The 22819-nt window shown below is 68.5% G+C and carries 18 protein-coding genes; 9 read left to right on the top strand and 9 right to left on the bottom strand.

Annotated features, from left to right (window positions below):
- Positions 1-85: 85 nt before the first annotated feature.
- Positions 86-427: an MmcQ/YjbR family DNA-binding protein gene (locus JOD27_RS35710; RefSeq protein WP_204766743.1), complete on the bottom strand. Its 342-nt coding sequence runs from the start codon at positions 425-427 to the stop codon at positions 86-88.
- A gap of 150 nt (positions 428-577) precedes the next feature.
- Here JOD27_RS35710 and JOD27_RS35715 point away from each other — a divergent pair, with 150 nt between their 5' ends.
- The 4 genes from JOD27_RS35715 to JOD27_RS35730 are packed head-to-tail and all read left to right on the top strand — an operon-like array spanning position 578 to position 5474.
- Positions 578-2944, top strand: a complete 2367-nt coding sequence (locus tag JOD27_RS35715) for a GcvT family protein (protein ID WP_204766744.1) — start codon at positions 578-580, stop codon at positions 2942-2944.
- A 1-nt stretch (position 2945) separates the two neighbouring features.
- The gene (gene solA / locus JOD27_RS35720; protein WP_307830516.1) at positions 2946-4052 is read left to right on the top strand and encodes an N-methyl-L-tryptophan oxidase; all 1107 of its coding nucleotides are present in this window, start codon (positions 2946-2948) and stop codon (positions 4050-4052) included.
- Positions 4049-5161, top strand: coding sequence for an aromatic ring-hydroxylating oxygenase subunit alpha (locus JOD27_RS35725; protein ID WP_204766745.1), 1113 nt, complete (start codon positions 4049-4051; stop codon positions 5159-5161). Before solA ends, JOD27_RS35725 begins: the two co-directional genes overlap by 4 nt.
- 43 nt (positions 5162-5204) lie before the next feature.
- Entirely contained in the window at positions 5205-5474 is a 270-nt protein-coding gene (locus tag JOD27_RS35730) for a hypothetical protein (protein ID WP_204766820.1), read from the top strand.
- Here the strand turns inward: JOD27_RS35730 and secA2 are convergent.
- From secA2 to JOD27_RS35750, 4 genes are all read right to left on the bottom strand, one after another.
- Positions 5446-7731 (bottom strand): accessory Sec system translocase SecA2, encoded by a 2286-nt coding sequence (gene secA2, locus JOD27_RS35735; RefSeq protein ID WP_204766746.1) that lies wholly within the window; start codon positions 7729-7731, stop codon positions 5446-5448. The genes JOD27_RS35730 and secA2 overlap by 29 nt on opposite strands.
- A gap of 91 nt (positions 7732-7822) precedes the next feature.
- Positions 7823-8653 carry an oxidoreductase gene (locus JOD27_RS35740; RefSeq protein ID WP_204766747.1) on the bottom strand — a complete coding sequence of 277 codons (831 nt, stop codon included), beginning with the start codon at positions 8651-8653 and terminating at the stop codon, positions 7823-7825.
- 275 nt (positions 8654-8928) lie between these two features.
- Complete coding sequence (locus tag JOD27_RS35745; protein WP_307830517.1) at positions 8929-10209, bottom strand: MFS transporter; 1281 nt, start codon at positions 10207-10209, stop codon at positions 8929-8931.
- A 10-nt stretch (positions 10210-10219) separates the two neighbouring features.
- The gene (locus tag JOD27_RS35750; RefSeq protein WP_372441782.1) at positions 10220-13264 is read right to left on the bottom strand and encodes a carboxyl transferase domain-containing protein; all 3045 of its coding nucleotides are present in this window, start codon (positions 13262-13264) and stop codon (positions 10220-10222) included.
- A gap of 175 nt (positions 13265-13439) precedes the next feature.
- On the opposite strand from JOD27_RS35750, the gene JOD27_RS35755 reads away from it, so the two are divergent.
- Positions 13440-14219: a sporulation protein gene (locus tag JOD27_RS35755; protein ID WP_307830518.1), complete on the top strand. Its 780-nt coding sequence runs from the start codon at positions 13440-13442 to the stop codon at positions 14217-14219.
- An 89-nt stretch (positions 14220-14308) separates the two neighbouring features.
- Positions 14309-14581, top strand: a complete 273-nt coding sequence (locus JOD27_RS35760) for a GlsB/YeaQ/YmgE family stress response membrane protein (protein WP_204766749.1) — start codon at positions 14309-14311, stop codon at positions 14579-14581.
- A 58-nt stretch (positions 14582-14639) separates the two neighbouring features.
- Here the strand turns inward: JOD27_RS35760 and JOD27_RS35765 are convergent, their stop codons facing one another.
- Positions 14640-15260: a TetR/AcrR family transcriptional regulator gene (locus JOD27_RS35765; RefSeq protein WP_204766750.1), complete on the bottom strand. Its 621-nt coding sequence runs from the start codon at positions 15258-15260 to the stop codon at positions 14640-14642.
- 93 nt (positions 15261-15353) lie between these two features.
- Between JOD27_RS35765 and JOD27_RS35770 the strand changes: the two genes are divergently transcribed.
- Genes JOD27_RS35770 through JOD27_RS35780 form a run of 3 tightly spaced genes read left to right on the top strand, consistent with a single transcriptional unit; the run spans position 15354 to position 18464 of the window.
- On the top strand, positions 15354-16499 hold the full coding sequence (locus tag JOD27_RS35770; protein WP_204766751.1) for an acyl-CoA dehydrogenase family protein: 1146 nt from the start codon (positions 15354-15356) through the stop codon (positions 16497-16499).
- 10 nt (positions 16500-16509) lie between these two features.
- Positions 16510-17706 carry an acetyl-CoA C-acetyltransferase gene (locus JOD27_RS35775; RefSeq protein ID WP_204766752.1) on the top strand — a complete coding sequence of 399 codons (1197 nt, stop codon included), beginning with the start codon at positions 16510-16512 and terminating at the stop codon, positions 17704-17706.
- Entirely contained in the window at positions 17706-18464 is a 759-nt protein-coding gene (locus tag JOD27_RS35780) for an SDR family NAD(P)-dependent oxidoreductase (RefSeq protein ID WP_204766753.1), read from the top strand. Before JOD27_RS35775 ends, JOD27_RS35780 begins: the two co-directional genes overlap by 1 nt.
- 96 nt (positions 18465-18560) lie before the next feature.
- Here the strand turns inward: JOD27_RS35780 and JOD27_RS35785 are convergent, their stop codons facing one another.
- From JOD27_RS35785 to JOD27_RS35795, 3 genes are read right to left on the bottom strand one after another with little or no spacing between them, the layout of a single operon-like run.
- On the bottom strand, positions 18561-19451 hold the full coding sequence (locus JOD27_RS35785; protein ID WP_204766754.1) for a decaprenyl-phosphate phosphoribosyltransferase: 891 nt from the start codon (positions 19449-19451) through the stop codon (positions 18561-18563).
- Positions 19448-19951 (bottom strand): phosphatase PAP2 family protein, encoded by a 504-nt coding sequence (locus JOD27_RS35790; protein ID WP_204766755.1) that lies wholly within the window; start codon positions 19949-19951, stop codon positions 19448-19450. Before JOD27_RS35790 ends, JOD27_RS35785 begins: the two co-directional genes overlap by 4 nt.
- Complete coding sequence (locus JOD27_RS35795) at positions 19948-22656, bottom strand: arabinosyltransferase domain-containing protein (protein ID WP_204766756.1); 2709 nt, start codon at positions 22654-22656, stop codon at positions 19948-19950. The genes JOD27_RS35790 and JOD27_RS35795 overlap by 4 nt, the downstream gene beginning before the upstream one ends.
- Positions 22657-22819: the final 163 nt, after the last annotated feature.

Consider the following 22819-nt stretch of genomic DNA (forward strand, 5'->3'; position numbering starts at 1 on the left):
TGGGCGCGCTGCACGACGAGGCAGGGCTCGAAAGGCCGGGTGCTCACCCAGGCGGTTTTCCTGCGCTGACCTGCGGCACAGCGCGTCACTCACGCTGGTGCGCCTTGCGGACCCTGGCGGGGGCCTTGATCCGCCACGCCTCCTCGACGAGTTCGGCCAGCTGGGCGGGGTCGACCTGGTCGAGGTCGACCAGGATCGCCCCGTAGCCGTCGTAGTGCGGCGTCGTGTAGAACGCCGGGTCGCCGGACGCCAGCAGCGCGGCTTTCTCGTCGAGGTCGCACATGAGCACGAGCCCGCCCTCGGCCTCGGTCCGCAGCCGGGCGAACCCCTTGCCGGCCACCTTCAGCGAGGGCGTGCGGAACCAGGTGGACTCCTCCACCTCCGGCAGGCGCTTCGCCGATTCGACCACTTCGTCCCACGTTGGCATGAGTTCATGCTGACGGCCGGGCTCGTGGGCAGCCTTGTACGAAAGGAAACCTCGAACGGCGGTATTGACTATCGGGGTGCACTGGCCGCACTTTGTTGCTGATCGCGGAACGGGTTCCGTTGCGCGCAACGGCGGCGAAGGGGTGTCCAGATGCCTGGAGAAGTGCCTCGCGTGGTGCTCGTGGGGGCGGGGATCGTCGGCTGTGCGCTGGCCGACGAGCTCACCGAACGGGGCTACACCGACGTCACGGTCCTGGACCAGGCGGAGGGCTTCGCCGCGGGCGGCTCGAGCAGCCACGCGCCGGGACTCGTGTTCCAGACGAACTCCTGCCGCAGCATGACCGCCTTCGCCCGCTACACGGTCGAGAAGTACACCGCGCTGGGGTGCTTCGACCAGATCGGCGGGCTGGAGATCGCCACCACCGAGGCCCGGCTGGCGGACCTGTCGCGACGGCACGGCTGGGCCACGTCGTGGGGTGTGGAGAGCCGGCTGATCGGGCCGGACGAGGTGGCACGGCTGCACCCGTTGCTGGACCGCGAGCAGATCCTGGGCGGGTTCCTGATTCCGAGCGACGGGCTGGCGAAGCCGGTGGCGGCGGCGGAGATCCAGGCGCGGCGGGCCATCGCGCGGGGTGCGCGGTTCGTGTTCCGGCAGAAGGTCGTGGCGGTGGAGACCTCGGGCGACCGGGTCACCGGGGTGCGGACCGAGACCGACACCCATCCCGCCGACATCGTCGTGTCGTGTGCCGGGATGTGGGGGCCGGTGCTGGGGGAGATGGTCGGGCTGACCGTTCCGCTGGTGCCGATGGCGCACCAGTACGCGTTCACCGGGAACCTGCCGGGAGCCGACGCGGAAGCGCTGGCGCGGCAACCCATCCTGCGGCACCAGGAAGCCGATCTCTACTTCCGGGCCCACGGCGCGGCGCTGGGCATCGGGGCGTACGGGCACCGGCCGATGCCCGTGGCCGCGAAGGACATCACCGGCTCGGAGCTGCCGTTCACCAAGGAGGACTTCGAGGCGTCGTGGGAGTCGGCCGTCGAGCTGATCCCGGCACTGGCGGAGGCCGGGCTGGATCGCGGGTTCAACGGACTGTTCTCGTTCACCAGCGACGGGATGCCGTTGCTCGGGCAACACCCGCGGCTGGACGGGTTCTGGGTCGCGGAGGCGGTGTGGATCACGCACTCCGCCGGAGTGGCGAAGTCGGTGGCCGAGTGGATCGTCGACGGGCAGCCGGAGCTGGACCTGCACTCCAGCGACGTCAACCGGTTCGAGCAGGTGCAGCTGGCACCGGACTACGTGCTGGAGCGCAGCTGCCAGAACTTCGTCGAGGTCTACGACGTGCTGCACCCGTTGCAGCCCATGGAAAGCCCGCGGCCGATCCGGACGAGTCCCTTTTACGCCAGGCAACAGGAGCTCGGGGCGTTCTTCCTGGAGGCGTCCGGGTGGGAGCGGCCGCACTGGTACGAGGCCAACGCGAGCCTGCCGGAGGTCGCCGAGGTGCCGGAGCGCAACGAGTGGGCGAGCCGGTACTGGTCGCCGATCTGCGGCGCCGAGGCGTTGGTGACGCGCAAGCGGGTCGCGATGTTCGACATGACGCCGTTGAAGCGGCTGGAGGTCGGCGGGGCGGGTGCGCTGGAGTTCCTGCAGCGCATGACGACCAACAACCTCAACCGCAAACCCGGCGCGGTGGTCTACACGTTGCTGCTCGACAACCGGGGCGGGATCAGGAGCGATCTCACCATCGCGCGCCTCGACGAGAACACCTTCCAGGTCGGTGCGAACGGCAACCTGGACCTCGACTGGCTCACCGCGCACGCGCCGGATGACGTCCACGTCAGGGACATCACGGCCGGTACGTGCTGCATCGGTTTGTGGGGGCCGAAAGCCCGCGATCTCATCGAGAGTCTGCCCACCACGCTGGACACGCGGAAGGGGTACTTCACGGCGCAGCGGGCGTTCATCAAGAACGTTCCGGTGACCGCATTGCGACTGTCCTATGTGGGCGAACTCGGCTGGGAGCTCTACACCACCGCGGACCTCGGCCAGAAGCTGTGGGACACGCTCTGGGAGGCCGGGCAGGAGCACGGCGTGATCGCGGCCGGGCGCGGGGCGTTCGCCAGCCTGCGGCTCGAGAAGGGCTACCGGTCGTGGGGCACCGACATGACCGACGAGCACGACCCGTTCGAGGCGGGGCTCGGCTTCGCGGTCCGCAAGGACAAGGACTTCCTGGGCAAGAACGCGCTGGAAGCCAGGACCTCGGCCAAGAAGCTCACCTGCCTCACGATCGACGACCCGCGGCAGGTCGTGATGGGCAGCGAACCCGTTTTCCACCAAGGAGAAGCGGTCGGATACGTCACGAGCGCGGCGTACGGGTACACGACCGGGCTCAACATCGCCTACGCGTGGCTGCCCGTCGGCGTCGACGAGGTGGAGATCGGGTACTTCGGCGAGCGCGTCCGGGCACGCGTGGCGCAGGAGCCGTTGTTCGACCCCGAGATGAAGCGGCTCAGGGGCTGACGTGGTGTACGACGCCATCGTCATCGGGCTCGGCGGCATGGGCAGTGCCGCCGCGTACCGGCTCGCCCAGCGCGGGAAACGGGTGCTGGGGCTGGAGAGGTTCACGGCCGTGCACACGCGGGGTTCCAGTCACGGCGGGTCGCGGATCACGCGGCAGGCCTACTTCGAGGATCCCGCGTACGTGCCGTTGCTGCTGCGGGCGCACGAGATGTGGGACCAGATCGAGCACGACAGCGGTGACCGGATCCTCCACCGGGTCGGCGGCGTCATCGTCGGCCCGCCGGACTCCCGTGCGGTCAGCGGCAGCCGGGCCAGCGCCGAGCAGTGGGACCTGAAGCACGAACTGCTGGACTCCGACGAGATCCGCGAGCGCTTTCCCACGATGCGTCCACGCGCGGACGAGATCGGCCTGTACGAGGAAGCCGCTGGGTTCGTCGTACCGGAGAACGCCGTGCGAGCCCACCTGGAGCTGGCCGCGAAGGCAGGCGCCGAGCTGCGCTTCGAGGAGCCCGTGCTGCATTGGGAAGAGGGCAGGGTGACCACGGTGCACGGCACGTACGAGGCCGAGCACGTCGTGGTGTGCCCAGGGCCGTGGGCACGGGAACTGTTGGAGGACCTCCAAATCTCGTTCGAGGTCGAACGCCAGGTCCAGTTCTACTTCACGCCCGAGGACAACTTCGCCGGCCACCCGATCTACATCTGGGACCGCGCGGACGGCACCGAGTTCTACGGGTTCCCGGAGATCGGCGGCGCGGTGAAGGTGGCGTTCCACAGCGGTGGCGCGATCTGCACGCCGGACACCGTCGACCGCACGGTCCACGACCACGAGGTCGAGGCCATCACGAACGCCACCAGGCCCGCGATGCCCGGCCTCGCTGGAACGTTCCAGCGCGCTGCCACCTGCATGTACACCAACACCGCGGACCACCACTTCGTGATCGCACGGCACCCAGGGCACGAGAACGTGACCGTCGCGTGCGGCTTCTCGGGGCACGGCTTCAAGTTCGTGCCGGTCGTCGGCGAGATCCTCGCCGACCTCACGATCGACGGGGCCACGCGGCACCCGATCGCCCTTTTCGACCCTGCACGCTTGAGAGGCGGAGCATGACCGGCAGCCTGATCTCCACCCTGGAGGGCCGCTACTACACGGACCAGGGGATCTTCGCGCAGGAGCAAGCCAGCATCTTCGAGAAGATGTGGTTCTGCGCGGTCCGTTCGGGCGACCTCCCGAACCCCGGCGACTTCCGCACCGTGCAGGTCGGGCGGGAAAGCGTGCTCATCGCGCGGGACCGCAACGGAGGCCTCAACGCGTTCCTGAACGTCTGCCGGCACCGCGGCGCGCGCATCTGCGTCGACGAGGCGGGCAGCGTCAAGCGGGCGTTCCAGTGCCCGTACCACGCGTGGACCTACGCGTTGGACGGCAAGCTGATCGCCGCGCCGAACCTCACGTCGATGCCGGACGTCGACCGGGTGGAATACGGGCTGACGAAAGTCCATCTCAGAGAATGGCTCGGCTACGCGTGGGTGTGCCTCGCCGACGAACCGCCGAGCTTCGAGGACGACGTGCTGCACGCGGTGACGGAACGTCTCGGCTCGCTGGAAGCGATCGACGGCTACGAGATCGACGAATTGTCCGTGGGCAAACGAATTGTCTACGACGTCAAGGCCAACTGGAAACTGATCATCGAGAACTTCATGGAGTGCTACCACTGCGCGACGATCCACCCCGAGCTGACCGAGGTGCTGCCCGAGTTCGCCGACGGCTACGCGGCGCAGTACTACGTCGGGCACGGCGCGGAGTTCGGTGACGAGATCAAGGGCTTCACCGTCGACGGCAGCGAGGGCTTCGGAAAACTTGCGGCGCTTGAGGAAGACCGCGACCGGAAGTACTACGCGATCACGATCAAGCCGCAGGTTTTCGTCAACCTCGTGCCAGACCACGTGATCCTGCACCGCATGTACCCCGTGGCGGTCGACCGCACGATCGTCGAGTGCGATTGGCTCTACGCCAAGGAAGTGGTCGACACCGGCCGTGACGTCTCTCGCTCTGTCGAGCTGTTCCACCGGGTGAACGAGCAGGACTTCGAAGCGTGCGAGCGTTGCCAGCCCGCGATGGCCTCACGTGCTTACGCGCGCGGTGGAGTGCTTGTGCCCTCGGAACACCACATCGGTGGTTTCCACGAGTGGCTGGTCCATAAACTGGAATCAGCCGACTAGGGGATCGACGCGTCACCCGTGCACGCGAAAGCTTGCACGGGTGATGGAGCAGACAGACTTCTTGCTCCCGGACGGGGAGCTCACTCTCCTTCGCCGCATCCGGCAACTGGCCGAGCGCGCGGAGCGGACGGCGCACAACCGGTCCAACCTCGTTGGCCCGCCGCCGTCGCAGGAGCACCTTGACATCCTCGCGGAGATCAGGAAGCTCACCGAGGAGCTCAACAAAGGCAGACGGGCCGAGGAGTTGCCCCGGCCCGCCAGACCCGCCGACGATCTGGTGCCGGTCAGCGGCGCTGACCGCGCACCATCTTGACGAGTCCCTTCATCGTCTCTTCCAGCCCCGAGCCGAACGGGTTGTCGTGCACCAGGTACGTCCACGTCGAGCTCGGGCGCTTCACACCGGCGTCGGCGAGGTCGTAGCCGTCGTCGGTGATCTTGGCTGCCTCGTACTTCTCCCTGGCCAGTTCCCACGACTCCGGCACGATCTTGTTGAACGCCGGGATCGCCTCGCGGTGGAACTCGTCGAGCGGGTTCTGCCGTGCCAGCGCGCGCAGGTGGATGCCCTCGCGCAGGTCTGACAGGAACGTCAGATGGTGCGTCCACAGGTCGTCGAGGAAGAACAGCGTGATCTTGCGGGCGGCCTCACCCGCCACCTCGTCGGACACGCCTTCCTTCTTGCCCAGCTTCTCCAGCGCGGCGTCCGTGCGCAGCACCACGTCGCGGTGCTGCAGCAGCAGGTCGCGCTGGTGCTCGATCAGCTTGTTGTAGCGCCACGTGTTGCGGTGGATCTCCAGGTTCACGCCCTCGGCGACGCGCTGCGCGTGCTCGAAGGTGTGCAGCAGGCCCTTGTCCCGCACCCGGCCGTCGTCGTCCACTTCGGACGGATCCTCGGCGTCCGGCGCGTACTGGGTGATCAGTTCGTCGTGCAGCGAGGAGAAGAACACCGAGCCACCGGGGTCGCCCTGACGGCCCGCGCGGCCGCGCAGCTGGTCGTCCAGGCGTGAGGACGAGTGGCGGCCGGTGCCGATCACGTACAGGCCGCCGAGTTCGGCGATCCGGTCGTGGTCCTCGCCTTCGTGGCCGCCCAGGCGAATGTCCGTGCCGCGACCGGCCATCTGCGTCGAGACGGTGATCCGTCCGTACGAGCCGGCGTCGGCGATGATCGACGCTTCCTCGGCGTCGTTCTTCGCGTTCAGCACCACGCACTCGATCCCGGCGTCGCGCAGCTTGGAGGAGATCCGCTCGGACTCGGCGACGTCGAGCGTGCCGACGAGGATCGGCCGTCCGGTCTCGTGGACGGTCTTGATCTCCTCGACGATCGCCTCTTCCTTCTGCTCCAGCGTCGCGTAGAGGCGGAAGTGCTCGTCCTCGCGGATGTTCACCTTGTTCGGCGGGATCACGAGCACCTCGAGCTCGTAGAACTCCCGCAGCGTCTCCGCGACGGCGACCGCGGTACCGGTCATGCCGCAGCGCGTCGGGTACCGCGACAGCAGCGCCTGCACCGTCATCGAGTCGAGGATCTCGCCCGACTCGGTCGTCTGCACGTTCTCCTTGGCCTCGACCGCGGCCTGCAGACCGTCCGGCCACCGCTGCAGCTTCGCCACGCGGCCGCGGGTGTCGTTGATCAGGTGCACCTTGCCGTCGCGCACGATGTAGTCGACGTCGCGGTGCAGCAGCACCTGCGCGTGCAGGGCGACGTTCACCTTCGACAGCGTCGAGGTCACGTGCTCCTGCGAGTACAGGTCGATCTCGCCGAGCGCGCGTTCGACGGCCTCGGAGCCCGCGCCCGTGAGGAAGACGTTGCGCTCCTCGTCGTCGATCTCGTAGTGCAGGTTCTGCCTGAGCCGCTTCACGAGGTCCGCGATGACGGGGTCGGCGGCCTCGGCGCTGGTCGAGCCGGCCAGCACGAGCGGCACGCGGGCCTCGTCGACGAGGACGGAGTCGGCCTCGTCGATGAGCGCGACCTCCGGCTCGGGGACGATGAGGTCCTCTGGCCTCGTGACGATCCGGTCGCGCAGGATGTCGAAGCCGATCTCGCTGACCGGTGCGTACGTGACCTCGCACTGGTAGGCCTCGCGGCGCTCCTCGGTCTTCGAGCTGCCGTTGAGCCAGCCCACCGTGACGCCGAGCAGCCGGTACAGCGGCCCCATCCACTCCGCGTCGCGCTGGGCGAGGTAGTCGTTGACGCTGACCACGTGGACGCGCTTGCCCTTGATCGCGAACCCGGCCGCGGCCATGGCACCGGCGAGCGTCTTGCCCTCACCGGTGGCCATCTCGACGACGAGCCCGCTGAGCATGCCCAGCGCACCCAGCACCTGCACGTCGAACGGACGCTGCCCGATGGCGCGCTCCGCCGCCTCACGCGTGAGGGCCACGAGCTCGGTGTCGTCGTGGTCCTCACGCAGCTTCACGGCGTGGGCCGTCAGTTCCTCGTCACTGAACGCCTTGAACGTGTCAGCGTGTTTTTCCACGTCCTTGAGCAGTGCCTGGAACGGGGCGAGGTCAACCGACGCCGGTTTCTGTGCGAACCGGCGCATCCGCTGCTTGAAGCGCGCCATGAGAGTGGTCACGACGCAGCAACGTACGGCATCGGCTCAGGGTTCCGCAGAGGTCTTGACTGTGAAGGTTCGATTTGTCCGGATTGCGCCGGATTTGCGCTGGTCAGCGATCGAACTCGGTCTCCCTGGCCACCTTCTCCCAGAGCGCGATCTCGGCTTTGACGTCCTCGAGGTGGGTGAGCACTGCGTCGACGGCGTCCCCGCCCAGCGGCAGCCTGAGCGGCGTCTCGGCGGCGTCGAGCGCGGTGAGGATGGCGGCGGCGGCCTTGTCCGGGTCGCCCGGCTGCTGGCCGTTGCCCGCCGTGATCATCTGCCGGGTCTTGCCGACCGAGTCGGCGTAGGTCTCGGTCTCCTTCGAGCCGCTGTAGCCGCTGAACAGGCTGGTGCGGAAGGAGCCGGGTTCGACGACGAGGACCTTGATGCCGAACGACTTCACCTCGTCGGCAAGTGCCTCCGAGAGGCCTTCGAGGGCGAACTTCGTGGCGCTGTACGCGCCGAAGCCCGCGAACGACAGCTGGCCGCCCATGCTGCTCAACTGGACGATGGCGCCGTTGCCCTGGGCGCGCATGTGCGGCAGCACCGCGCGGATGAGGGCGGCCGGGCCGAACAGGTGGACCTCGAAGAGGTCGCGGAGCTCCTCGTCGGTCGTCTCCTCCACGGCGCCCACGTGGGTGCGGCCGGCGTTGTTGACGAGGACGTCGATGCGGCCGTATTCCGCGATCACGTTGGCGACCGTCGTCCGGATGGCGTCGTGGTCGGTCACGTCGAGCGTGGTGGGGACGACGTGACGCGGGTGGGTCCGCACCAGGTCGTCCAGCGACTCGATGCGGCGTGCGGTGGCCACGACGAGATCGCCCGCTCCCACCGCGGCTTCCGCGATGGCACGGCCGAAGCCGCTGTTGGCGCCGGTGATCAACCAAACCCTGTCGGACACGCATTCCCCCTCGGTCGGCTCTGTGCGTCTGCGGGGAGTATTGCCTGTCCGGCCACGGGATCAAACGATTATCGAGCCCTTCGCGCGAAAGGCGGTCGTCGTTCCCGTTCATCACGACCAAGGCAATGGCTGCGCCGAGCGCTCCGGTCGCCAAAACGCGGCGACGGTGACAGCGATTCCAAGTCGTGGGCGGCCTTTCGGCGCTCGCCAACAGGGTGTTACCGCTGGTGGAGCTGGCCGGATTTCGTCCGGCCAGCTCCACCAGCAGGCCCAGATCAACTCACCGGGTGCGTCTCCGGGAGCTTGAGCGCCGAGAACAGCGTGACCAGCCCCATCACGCACAGGAACGCGGACACCGACATCGACGTGCCCGTCGCCCCGAGCAGCGCGGTCATGATGAACGGCGTGCCGCCGCTGACCAGGATCGACGCCAGCTGGTAGGCGAGCGAGGCGCCCGAATACCGCACGTGGGGCTCGAACAGCTCACCGAGGTACGCGGCGATCGGCCCGTACACGAGAGAGGACGCGATGCCTCCGACCGTTGCGGCGACGAACAGCCACAGCAGCGAGGCCGTGTCCACGAGCAGGAAGTACGGGAACGCCCACACGACCAGGCCGATGGCACCCGCGATGATCAGGGGGCGACGGCCGAGCCGGTCGGAGGCGTGGCCGGACCACAGGATCACCGGGATGCTCACGACCGACGAGAGCAGGCTGACGATCAGCACCGACTCGCGGGACAGGCCGAGCGTGGTCGTGGCGTAGGAGAGGACGCCCGCGATCGAGACGTAGAAGATCGCGTTGGAGGCGAACATCAGGCCGGCGCCGAGCAGGATCGGCCTGCGGTGGGTGCGCAGGGCTTCCTTGAGCGGTGCGGGAGCTTCGGTGCGGCGTTCCTTCAGCTCGCGGAAGACCGGGCTGTCCTCGACCTTCAGCTGGATGAAGAGGACGACCGGGAAGAGCAGGGCGCTCGCCAGGAACGGCACGCGCCAGCCCCACGCCGCGAAGGCTTCCTTGGACATCGTCGTGGTGGTCAGGATGAACGCCACGTTGCCCAGGAACACGCCGATCGGGACGCCGGCCTGGCCGAACGTGCCGGCGAAGCCTCGTTTCCCCGTGCCGGCCGACTCGGTGAGGAGCAGGACCACGCCGCCCCACTGGCCGCCCACCGCGATGCCCTGCAGGAAGCGCAGCAGGACGAGGAGGAGCGGTGCGCCGACGCCGATCGTTCCGGACGTCGGGAGCAGGCCGATCAGGAACGTCGCGGCCGCCATGAGGGCCAGGCAGATGACGAGAGCGGGCTTGCGGCCGAACCTGTCGCCGACGTGGCCGAAGACCAGGCCGCCGATGGGACGGGCGATGAAGCCCGCCCAGAACGTGCTGAAGGACAACAGGAGGCCGACGATCGGGGTGGCCTCGGGGAAGAACAGCTTGGGAAACACGAGTGCCGCAGCGGTTGCGTAGATGAAAAAGTCGTACCACTCGATACTGCTGCCGACGAGTCCGGCCGCCATGAGCCTGCGCAGGGTGTTCTTCTCCGGGGCAACACTGACCACGGGTTCTCCTTCACCAGGTGTCGATGAACGGGCGTTTCTTCCCTTGGGAGCGGGAAGTCGAGGGGGCGAGCGCGGTGGCGATCCAGCGGCGGGTGTCGGCCGGGTCGATCACGTCGTCGATCTCGAAGACACTCGCGACGTTCAGCGCTTTGCCGTGTTCGTACGCTGCGGCGACCATCTGCTCGTAGCGCTCCTTGCGTTCTTGCTGATCCTCGATGGCGTCCAGTTCGCGCTTGAACCCGAGCTTCACGGCGCCTTCGAGGCCCATGGGGCCGAACTCGCCGGTGGGCCAGGAGACGGCGAACTGGGGGACCTTGAGCGAGCCCGCGGCCATCGCCTGGGCGCCGAGGCCGTACGCCTTGCGAAGGACTATCAGTCCAAAGGGGACGCTGAGGTTGGCGCCCGTCACGACCATGCGGGTCAGGTGGCGGACGGTCGCCGTGCGTTCGGCGTCGGGGCCGACCATGAAGCCCGGGGTGTCGCACAGGGAGACGACCGGGAGGTCGAACGCGTCCGCCAGCTGGAGGAAGCGGGCGCACTTGTCGGCGGCGTCGGCGTCGATCGCGCCGCCCAGGACGTTGGGGTCGTTGGCGATCAACGCGATCGGGCGGCCTTCCACGCGGATCAGGGCGGTGACGATGGCCTTGCCGAAGGCTTTTCTCAGCTCGAGGACCGAGTCGGTGTCGGCGAGGGTGTCGATGACCGTGCGGATGTCGTAGGCGCGGAGGCGGTTCTCCGGGATGGCGTGGCGGAGGAGGCGTTGGTCCGCACAATTCCACGATCCGAAATTGTCGGTGCGGTCTGGGAGAATTGTTTCTAGGGGTTCCCCCGAGGGCGCTGGCGAAGGCTGCGCGCTCGGCGAGGGGACGCCTGCGGGAGCCTGGAAGGGCGGGACGCCTGCGGGGATCTGGAAGTAGGAGAGGTACTTCTTCGCGACGGCGACGGCTTCTTCCTCGGACGCCACGGCGATGTCCACAACGCCGTTCGGCACCTGGACGTCGAGCGGGCCGATGTCCTCCGGGCGGAACGTGCCGAGGCCGCCTCCCTCGATCATCGCCGGGCCGCCCATGCCGATGTTCGCGCCGTCCACCGCGATGATCACGTCGCACGTGCCGAGCAGCACCGCGTTGCCTGCGAAGCACCGGCCCGCGACGACTCCTACCAACGGCACCTGGCCGCTCAGCTGTGCGAACGCGTGGAACGAGCCGCAGTCGAGGCCGCTCACCATGCTGTGGTCGGTGTCACCCGGCCGTCCGCCACCGCCCTCGGCGAACAGCACCACGGGCAGGTTCTCCCGCTGCGCCAGCGCGAACAACCGGTCCTTTTTCTGGTGGTTGCGCAGGCCCTGGGTTCCGGCGAGCACGGCGTAGTCGTAGGACATCGCGACGATCCGCTGGCCGTTGACGACGCCGATGCCCGCCACCATGCCGTCGGCGGGAGTGCGTTCGATGAGTTCGGCAAGCGAGCGGCGCCGGCGTTGGGCCGCGATCGCCAAACCGCCGTACTCGACGAACGACGAGCAGAGGTCCGCGATGTTCTCCCGTGCGGTCCGGCCACCCGCGGCGTGTCGCCGCGAGGCGGCTTCCGGGCGATCGAAGTCGTGCCGCGCCAGGACTTCCGCGAGGTCCGGCCGGACGTGGTCGAGATCGACCTCCGAGCTGTCCTCAGTGGACTCACCGGAGCTGGAAGCGAGGAGCTGCCCTTCGGCGACCGTGTCGCCGGCCGACACCAGCACGTCGCCGGACACCCGCACGACGTGGTGCATCTTCATCGCTTCCAGCACCACGGAGTCCGCGGAGACCGAAACCACCGTGCCCGCCAGCGGCGCCTGCATGCCCTGGAGTGGCTCTTCGATCGCGAAGTCGGTCGTGGCGCCCACGATGTCGCGGGCCAGCAAGGACTTCAGGAACTCCAGGTTCGTGGAGACGCCCTCGATCCGGAACTCGCGCAACGCCCGCCGCGCCCGGTTCAGCGCCACGTCCAGGTCCTCACCGTGCACCACGAGTTTCGCGAGCAACCCGTCGTAGCGCGTCCCGACCCGGTAGCCGACGTACCCGTGCGTGTCGACGCGGACACCAGGCCCCGACGGCAACGCGAACGACGACAGCACGCCACCGGACGTCTGGTTCACGCGCACCTGCACGGCCGCACCGCGCTCGGCAGGCGTGTAGTCGACGTCGCCGCCCCAGGCCAGCAGCAGCTGCGTGCGCACGAGGTCCACACCGGACACCATCTCCGTCACGGTGTGCTCGACCTGCAGCCGCGGGTTGACCTCCAGGAACGCGAAGGAGTCGCCGGCCACCAGGAACTCGACCGTGCCGACGCCGGTGTAGCCGACCGCGGAGGCAAGAGCCTCGGCCGCCTCGTGCAGCGCCTTGCGCAGCGGCGGATCCAGCAGCGGCGCCGGAGCGATCTCGACGACCTTCTGGTGACGCACCTGCAGGGAGCAGTCGCGGTCACCGATCACCGAGGTTCCTACGAGCTGCACCTCGATGTGCCGGGCGGAAGGCAGCAACCGTTCGAAGTAGACGTCGCCGTTCCCGAACGCCGCCAACGCCTCCGCCCGGCACGCCTCGACGGCGCTGTCGAGGTCCTCCGGCGCTTGGACGGCCCGCATGCCCTTGCCGCCGCCACCGGCGACCGCCTTGACCATCACCGGGAACTCGCCGGGCGCGGCGTCCAGCACGGGAATCCCGAGCGAGGCAGCGAGTTCGCGCGCCCGCCGCTTGTCGCCCAGCAGCTCCAGGACGTCCGGACGCGGGCCCACGAACGCCAGTCCGCGTTCTTCGCAGGCCCGTGCGAAATCGGCGTTCTCCGAGAGGAATCCCCACCCCGGATGCACGGCCTGGCACCCGGCGGCCGCGTCGAGCAGCTGATCCACATCGAGGTACGGCGAATCTCCACGCAGCGCGACCGCGCGGTCCGCGAGCGTCACGTGCAGAGCGGAAGCGTCGTCCTCCGCGTACACCGCCACGGTGCGAATGCCGAGGTCAGCTGCCGCGCGCAGCACGCGAACAGCGACCTCTCCCCGGTTGGCGACGAGCAGCACGGCAATCCTCCTGAGCGACCGCTTAGTATGTGACGGCGGTCGCATGCTGCCATCTGAAGTCAACGGAAGTCCATACGGAACCGATCTGGGTGCTGAGGCGTCAACGGAACGCTTCACCGCATTTGGGCGATTCAGCAGGCAGACTTCCCCGCAAAGTGGCGAGTGGCTTCAGGAGGCCGCAGTGGTGTTCAAGAGGATGTTGCGCGCGTTCGGCGTGGGCGGGCCGACTGTCGACACGGTGCTGACCAACCCGAACGTCCGGCCCGGCGAGGTCCTGTCCGGTGAGGTGCGCATCGCCGGTGGCGACCACCCCGCGGAGATCGACCACGTCACACTGGCGCTGCTGACCCGCGTCGAGGTCGAGAGCGGCGACAACGAGTACAACACCAACATGGAGTTCCACAAGTTCTCCGTGGGGCAGCGCATCCTCGCCCAGCCGCACCAGAACCTCTCGCTGCCGTTCCAGATCCCGGTGCCGTTCGAGTGCCCGCTCAACGTCGTGGGCGGCACGCAGCTGCACGGCATGCAGCTGGGCCTGCGCACCGAGCTCGAGGTCCGCGGCGCCGTCGACCCCGGCGACCTCGACCCGATCTGGGTGCACCCGCTGCCGTCACAGGACGCGGTGCTGCAGGCGTTCGGGCACATGGGTTTCCGCTTCACCAAGGCGGACAACGAGCGCGGCCGCATCTACGGCGTGCCGCAGGAGCTGCCGTTCTACCAGGAGATCGAGTTCTACCCGCCGCCGCAGTTCGCCGGTCGCCTCAAGCAGGTCGAGCTGACGTTCGTCACCACGCCACACGAGCTGCACGTGGTGCTGGAGGCCGACAAGCGCGCCGGGCTGCTCCGTGCGGGCGGTGACGCCTACGGCCGTTTCGCCGTGTCGCACCAGCAGTCGATCGGCACGGACTGGACCGCCACGATCAACCAGTGGATGAGCCAGGTCTCCGGTAGCCGCTGGTAGTTCTCGAGCTGCGGACGGCGACGAGTGACGGGATGATTTTCTCCTGAGGTTCCTGGGTATGTCCTGGGAACAAACTTCAGGAGGCGACCGTGACCATCGAGAGCATTCTCGGCGCACTCGTCATCGGCCTGATCTTGGGCTTCCTCGGCAAGCTGTTCGCGCCGGGCAGGCAGGCCATCCCGATCTGGCTGACCCTGCTGGTCGGCATCGCGGCCGCGTTCATCGGGTCGTGGATCGCGCGGCTGCTCGGCGTGCAGGACACGCCGGGCATCGACTGGATCGAGGTGATCGTCCAGATCATCGTCGCGGCGATCGGCGTCTCGGTCGTGGCCGGCGTGTACGGCCGCAAGTCGGTCAGTTAGCACGACGAAGGGAACCTTCGTCCACCTGACGTGGATGAAGGTTCCCTTCATCGTTTGATCAAGCCGGACGGACCATCCTGAGGACGAGATCGGCGTACAACGCGCCGATCTCGTCCGGGGTCCGTTTGCCGCCCGGCTGGTACCAGCGCGCGACGTCGATGCACAGCGACAGGACGGCGAGCGTCGCGCCCTTCAGGTCCGGCACGTCGAACACGCCCTCCGCGACGCCGTCCGCGATGAACGACCGCATCTGCTTCTCGATGCCCCGGCGCAGCTGCGCCACCTGCGCGTGGTGTTCGGGCGTGAGCGCGCCGAGCTCGTACTGCACCACCCGCGCGGTCGTGTGGAACTCCGCGTGCCAGCCCGCGAAAGCCTTCACGGCGTTGCGCAGCCGTTCGACCGGGTCCGCTCCCGTGATCGAGGACAGCAGGTTCAGCGACGTCTCGTGGCCGACGAGCGAGATGTTGAAGAGGAGCTCCTCTTTGGACCTGTAGTGGATGTACACGGCCGCGGGCGACATTCCCGCCAGCGAAGCGATGTCACGGGTGGTCGTGGCGTGGTATCCCTTGCCCGCGAACGCGTGCGCGGCGGCGATGAGCATGCGGCGGGCGGCGTCCGGGGTGATCGAGCGCCACGTCTCGTCGAGCAGCGCGAACTCGTCCAGTCCGGTCGTCGTCATCGGGCCTGCTCCTCGCGTGTTGACAGGTGATGAATCGTACTGCACGCTAAGCGGGCGCTTAGCGCTAAGCAACCGCTTAGTATGGAGGTAGTCGTGCAGCGGACGCTGTTCAACGAGGATCACGCCGCGTTCCGGGAGTCGGCGAAAGCGTTCGTCGAGCGCACGATCACGCCGAACGTCGAGAAGTTCATCGAGCAGCGCGTGATCGACCGCGACGTGTGGCTGGAGGCCGGTCGCCAGGGCCTGCTGGGCCTCGAGATTCCCGAGGAGTACGGCGGCAGCGGCGCGAACGACTACCGGTTCAACACCGTGTTCGCCGAGGAGCTGTGCCGGGTCAACGCCGCTGTCGCGTCGTCGCTGGGCATCCACGGCGACGTCGTGGCGCCGTACCTCGTCGACCTGTGCACCGAGGAGCAGAAGCAGCGCTGGCTGCCCGGCATGTGCACCGGCGAGATCAAGACCGGCATCGCGATGACCGAGCCGTCCGGCGGCTCCGACCTCGCCGCGCTGAAGACCAATGCCGTGCGTGACGGTGACGACTGGATCCTCAACGGCTCCAAGACGTTCATCACCAACGGCTACACCGCCGACATGATCGTCGTGGCTGCCCGCACCGACCCGTCGAAGGGCGCGCGCGGCATCACGCTGTTCGCCGTCGAGACCGGCATGCCCGGTTTCGAGCGCGGCCGCAAGCTCGACAAGGTCGGCCAGCACCCGTCCGACACCGCGGAGCTCTTCTTCTCCGACGTGCGGCTCTCGCAGGAGCACGTCATCGGTGAGGAGGGCCAGGGCTTCATCTACATGATGGAACGCCTGCCGCAGGAACGGATCGGCGGCGCGATCTCCAACCTGGCGCACGCCCAGGGCGTGTTCGACGAGACCCTGGAGTACGTCAAGGAGCGCAAGGCGTTCGGGCAGGCGATCGGCAAGTTCCAGCACAACAAGTTCCTGCTGGCCGAGCTGCGCACCAAGCTCGACGTCACGCAGGCGTTCATCGACACCCTGACCATGCAGCACGTTCGCGGCGAACTGAGCTCGGTCGAGGCGGCGCAGGCCAAGTACTGGAGCGCCGACGTCGAGAACGACGTCATCGACGCGTGCGTGCAGCTGCACGGCGGCTACGGCTACATGACCGAGTACCGCGTCGCCCGCGCCTGGATGGACGCCCGCGTCACGAAGATCTGGGCGGGCTCCAACGAGATCATGAAGGAACTCATCGGCCGCGACCTGGGCCTGTAAGGAGATCGGCATGACTGAAGCAGTCATCGTTTCCACCGCCCGGTCGCCGATCGGCCGTGCCCGCAAGGGATCACTCGTCTCGTTGCGACCGGACGACCTGGCCGCGCAGGTGATTTCCGCGGCGTTGAAGGACATTCCGGCCACCGAGATCACGGACCTGCACCTCGGCTGCGCCGAGCCGCAGGACGAGCACGGCCAGAACATCGCGCGCCGCGTCGCCGTGCAGCTCGGGTACGACACGCTGCCCGGTACGACCGTGAACCGGTTCTGCGCCTCGTCGGTGCAGACCGCGCGCATGGCGTTCCACGCGATCAAGGCGGGGGAGGGGCACGCGTTCATCTCCGCCGGTGTCGAGTGCGTCTCCCGGTACATGCACTCCGGTGCGCCGTCGTTCAACCCGTTGTTCGACGAGGCGCAGCAGCGGACGTTGGACACGGCTGCGTCGAACGTTCCGTGGACCGACCCGCGGCTCGACGGCAAGCTGCCCGACTACTACATCGCGATGGGGCAGACGGCCGAGAACGTCGCCACGCAGCTGGGCATCTCGCGGCACGACCAGGACGAGTTCGGCGTGCGGTCGCACAACCTCGCAGAGAAGGCGATCGCGGACGGGTTCTTCGCCCGCGAGATCACTCCGGTGACGCTGCCGGACGGAACTGTCGTGTCGACTGACGACGGCCCGCGTGCCGGGGTCACCTACGAGGCTGTTTCCGCGCTGAAGCCGTCGTTCCGGCCTGAAGGCACGGTCACGCCCGGCAACTGCTGCCCGCTCAACGACGGCGCCGCCGCTGTCGTGATCATGAGCTCCACCCGCGCGAAGGAGCTCGGGCTGACCCCGTTGGCGCGCATCGTGTCCACGGGTGTTTCCGGGCTGTCGCCGGAGATCATGGGCCTCGGCCCGGTCGACGCCACTCGCCAGGCGCTGGCGCACGCTGGTCTGTCCATTTCGGACATCGACCTGGTGGAGATCAACGAGGCCTTCGCGGTGCAGGTGCTCGGCAGCCAGCGGCAGCTGGGCATCGACATCGACAAGCTGAACGTGCACGGTGGTGCCATCGCCCTCGGGCACCCGTTCGGCTCGACCGGCGCGCGGATCATGACGACGCTGATCAACGGCATGCAGGCCCGCGACGCCCAGTTCGGCCTCGAGACGATGTGCGTCGGTGGCGGACAGGGCATGGCGATCATCCTGGAGAGGCTTTCGTAGTGAGCATCCTCGACAAGTTCCGGCTGGACGGGAAGGTCGCGATCGTCACGGGCGCGTCCTCGGGCCTCGGTGTGGCGTTCGCGAAGGGCCTCGCGGAGGCGGGCGCGGACGTCGTGCTGGCGGCTCGTCGCGGGGACAAGCTGAAGGACACGGCGGCGCTGGTCGAGTCGGTCGGCCGTCGTGCTCTGGTGGTGCAGGCCGACGTGTCGCAGCCCGACGACTGCCGAGAGGTGGCGCGGGCGGCCGCGGAGTTCGGCACGGTGGCGGTGCTGGTGAACAACGCGGGTGTCGCGTCCGCGGTGCCGGCGTCGCGCGAGACGCCGGAGGAGTTCCTCGGTGTCATGGACGTGAACCTCAACGGCGCGTACTGGATGGCGCAGGCTGCCGCGTCGGTGATGAAGTCCGGTGGCTCGATCATCAACATCTCCAGTGTGCTGGGGCTGGTGACCGGTGGCATCCCGCAGGCCGCGTACTCGGCGTCCAAGGCCGGTCTGCTGGGCCTCACGCGGGATCTGGCGCAGCAGTGGACCGGGCGCAAGGGCATCCGCGTCAACGCGATCTGCCCCGGCTTCTTCTCCTCGGAGATGACCGACCAGTACCCGCCCGGCTACATGGAGAAGATGCAGGCGGCCCTGCCCGCCGGGCGCATCGGCGACCCGGAGGAGCTGGCCGCGGCCGTCGTCTTCCTGGCTTCGCCCGCCGGCGGCTACGTGACGGGCGAGACGCTCGTCGTCGACGGCGGCGCTGTCATCGTCTGATCGCTGGGAAGGATCGCCGCCGCCCGGCGATGCGCATCGCCGGGCGGAACTCGACGGCACGCACCACCGTGGCCACGACGCGGTGAGCTCACCGGGTCACAGGTAGATGGCCAGGGCGACGGTGACCACCCAGGTGATGCCCAGGGACTGCAGGACGCGGTCGGAGCGGGCAAGGTCGTCCGGAGCGCCTGCTTTGCCGCTGTCGACGTCGACGGCGTAGCGGAGGACGGCGATCACGAACGGGATCATGGAGAGGGCGGCCCACGAACTGCCGGTGCGCTGGCCCAGCTCGAACGCCCACAGGCCGTAGGTCATGTTCATGACCGCGGCCGAGGTGGCCCACACGAACCGCAGGTAGGTCGCCGAGTACTTGGTCAGCGAGTGGCGGATCGCGGCGCCGGTGTCGTGGAAGAGCTTGATCTCCGCGTATCGCTTGCCCGCCACGATGAACAGCGACCCGAACGCCGTCACGAGCAGGAACCACTGGCTGGGCGCGATGCCGGCGCCCAGACCGCCCGCGATGCTGCGCAGCAGGAAGCCCGAGGCGACCACGCACAGTTCGAGCACGGGCTGGTGCTTCAGGCCGAAGCAGTAGCCCAGCTGCACCGCCAGGTAGACCACCATGAGCACGAGCAGCTTCCAGCCCGCCACCGCGCCGACCGAAAGCGATGCGGCCATCAGCACTCCGGCCGTGGCGAAGGCGAGTGGCACGGGCACGATGCCGGCCGCGATCGGCCGGTCGCGCTTCTTCGGGTGGGCGCGGTCGGCTTCCGCGTCCTTCGCGTCGTTGATCAGGTATACCGCCGAGGCCGCGCAGCAGAACGCCACGAACGCCAGCGCGGCCGAGCGCAGCACGACGGTTTCGGTGATCCTGCTCGACGCGAACGGTGTGGCCAGCACGAGGACGTTCTTCGTCCACTGGTGCGGCCGCGCCGTCCTGATCAGTCCGCGCAGCACGGACGGCCGGGTCTCGGTGGTCGCGGTCATTGATGGCCCCACACCAGGCGGCGCACGCCGCGTGCCACCACGGCACCCAGTACGGCGCCGGCCAGCACGTCCGTCGGGTAGTGCACGCCCAGCACGAGCCTGCTGATCGCCATGGGAGGCACCAGAAGCGGCACCAGCGGCTGGTTGGTCAGCGCGCCGTAGGCGATCGCGGCGGCCGTGGTGGAGGTCGCGTGTGACGACGGGAAGCTCAGCTTGCTCGGGGTGCCCGCCAGCACCTGGACGCCCGCGTGGTGCGGACGCCGGCGCCGGATCAGGCGCTTGACCACGATGGAGGTAGCGTGCGCGGCCACCACGGACGTGGCCGCGACCGTCCACTCCGGACGGCGTCGGCGGTCGACGAGCCAGCCCGCCACGCCCAGCGCCACCCAGCCCGCGCTGTGCTCGCCGAAGAACGACAGCATCCGGGCCGCGCGCACCGCCGGTGGCTTCGCGAGCGCCGTCTGCACGGCGACCAGCACTTCAGCTTCACGATCGCTCATCGGACGCCTTCCCAGCCCATGCGGGTCTGCCTGTTGTGGGTGACGGTGTACTGACCGGCCTCGTACCGCGGCTTGGTCTGGTACACCTGGATCGGATACGCGCCGGGGAAGTCCCGCAGCCGCGCCGGCAACGCGGTGACCTCCTGCGAGGAGAGGACGTCGCCGAACAGCGCGCCGCGCACGGGTTGCCACGTCGCGTCGCTCAGGCCGAGCCACTGCGTGTCGCCCCACTGCACCGCGTAGGAGATCGGCTCGATCACGCCGTCCTGGATGCGCGGCTGGCGCTGGCAGGGGAACAGGAACGCGAACTGCCACGCCACCCCGACGGCCGCCTCACGCGGCAGGAACTCCCGCAACGGCACGTACTTCTGCGCGGCGGGCGCGGTGAACTCGCCCTCGCCGGTCAGCCGCACCTGCGTCGCGCCCTTCGGAGCCGGTGGCAGCACGAGGGTCCGCCGCAGCGCGCTGTCCACGTTGTCGGTGAGCACGCCGGTGCTGAGCACCTCCGCGTTGGAGGTCGCGTACTCGTAGGTGACCGGCGTGGGTTTCCCGGTCACGACGGTCGCGAGCTGGTCGGTCTGGATCGCGAACCACCTGTCGGGCAACGGGGGCAGCGCCCGTGGTGCCGCCACCTCGATCGCGTCCGCCGCGACGCAGCGTTCCGCGAGCGGGTCCCGCACGCTCGCGGCCCACGGCGACCAGGTGGGCAGCGTCCGCGCCGTCGCGACCGCGAAACCGCCCACCAGGTAGGTGATGTTGGCCGCGAAGAACAGCACGACCACGATCGGTATCGCGATGACCGTGGCGTAGGAACCCCTACCCCGCCGGTACAGGACGAACGCCACGATCGCGATCAGCAGGAGCCACCAGTACGGCTTGTCGAACTTGAGCACCGACAGGTGCGGTGGCTCGCCCGCGAACGGCAGACCGAGGTGCCACGAGTACGGCCACTTGTTGGCGCCGTGCCCGGCCAGCCCGAGCATCGCGACGACGCTGACGACGCCGCCCAGCAGCACCGGTACCGGCACGCGGCGGTCGCTGGTCAGCTCACGGATCAACGGCACCACGGAGAGCAGCATCAACGCGATGAACACCGAGCCGATGCCGGCGAGGCTGCCGAAGTGGTGCGTCCACTTGCTGGGCGTGAACCACAGCAGGAAGAACGCGAACATCGTCGACCAGCCCGCCAGCGCGAGCCGCGGCGGCACGTCGATCCGGCGGGCCCGCGCGGCCGTGACCAGCACGACGAACCAGACCAGCGCGACGACGCACACCAGTACCGGCGCCCGCTTGGCGTAGTTCGCCATGGCGTCGCCCTGGTTCAGCAGGAACATCCAGCGGACGAACTCCGTGTACCAGGACTCGGAACCCGCCATCTTCTTGAAGATCTCCTGTGCGTACAGGAAGTCGCGCAGGGTGCCGTCGGCGAACGCCATGATCATCGCGACCGCGCCGGGGGAGAGCACCGCGAGCGTCCTCGCGACGATCGTGCGCCAGCCCGCGTCCTTCGTCAGCAGCTTCCACGCGAACGGCAGGCCCGCGAGCAGTGGCGCCAGCGTCGTGAAACCGGTGGGGTGCGCGAAGAATCCGATGCCCGCGACACCCACGGCCGCGCCGAGCAACGCGAGTCGCTGCCGCTCGACCGCGATCGTCACGGCCAGCAGCGTGAGCATGCCGCACATCGTGACGACGCCTTCGGGCCGCACACCCATGTCCAGCGGCAGCCACCACGCCAGGAACGCCGCGCCCAGCACGACTCCGCTGAACTTGCCCGACACGTAACGACGTGCGGCGAACCACGTCACGAGTCCGAACAACAGTGCCGGGATGCGCAGCACCACCGGGGCGAAGCCGAAAACCTGCCACTTGGCCAGGAAGTAGTAGAACCAGGAGAACGGTGTGAAGCCCTGGTTGAGGATCTGGTAGTAGTTGCCGACATAGCCCTCGAACGGCACGTTCTTGGCCATCGCGCTGTAGTAGCCGTCGTCGTCGGACATCGGCGCCAGGAACACCCAGAGCACCATGATCGCGGGCACGACGAGGTCGACCGGGCTCAGCCGTAACCGGAACCGGCCAGGCTCGCGGTGCACGCGCCGATCCAGCAGCACGAGACAGGCGAAGGCGGTCGCCGCCGACAGCGCGAGCAACACCATCAGCACGATCTTGAGTGGTGCGGGACTCGTACTGAACTGGTCGTCCACCCGGATCCGCGCGGACAGGTCGGGAACGCTCAGGCTGGTGATCGAGGTCGCCAGCACGTGCACGTCCGGCATGGTCGCGGACCGGCCGATCTCCGTGCCGTTGCGCAGGATGCTCAGCCCGTCGTGGTCGCCGCGGATCCCGTACACGCAGTCGCCGGGAGGCACCGGCTCGTCCAGCGTGGCGACGCCGGTCACCAGCAGGCGGCCGTTCTCCGCCTTCACCACGAGCCCACGCGCCGGGTCCGCCGGGTTGACGGTCGCGAACACGACACCACCGGCGGCCTGCGCGGTACGCACGGTTCCGCAGCCGAAGCGCACGTCCATCTCGAATGGACGGTAGGCGCTGAGCGCGAGCATCGAGGACCGCGGCGCGGACGCGTCCTCCGGCCAGTTGACGGTCGGATCGTTGATCGTCACGGGCGCGAGCGGCATCAGCGCCGACAACAGCACGGTGAGCGCGCCGGACACGACAGCGACGGCGAGCAGCCGTCTCTTCTTCGGCACAGGCCCGGTGGTCGTAGCGGGCGCTTCGGGGGCGAGCGGAATCGTTTGTGTCGTCACGCGCCGTTGCCTTAGGGATCGGTGGGTGAGGCGTCAGAAACTAGCCACCGCCCGTTACGCGAAGAGCCCGAGCGCACCGCGCTTTGCTACGTCTGCGTTGCCATAC

The organism is Lentzea nigeriaca, assembly GCF_016907955.1.
GTDB classification, from domain to species: Bacteria; Actinomycetota; Actinomycetes; order Mycobacteriales; family Pseudonocardiaceae; genus Lentzea; species Lentzea nigeriaca.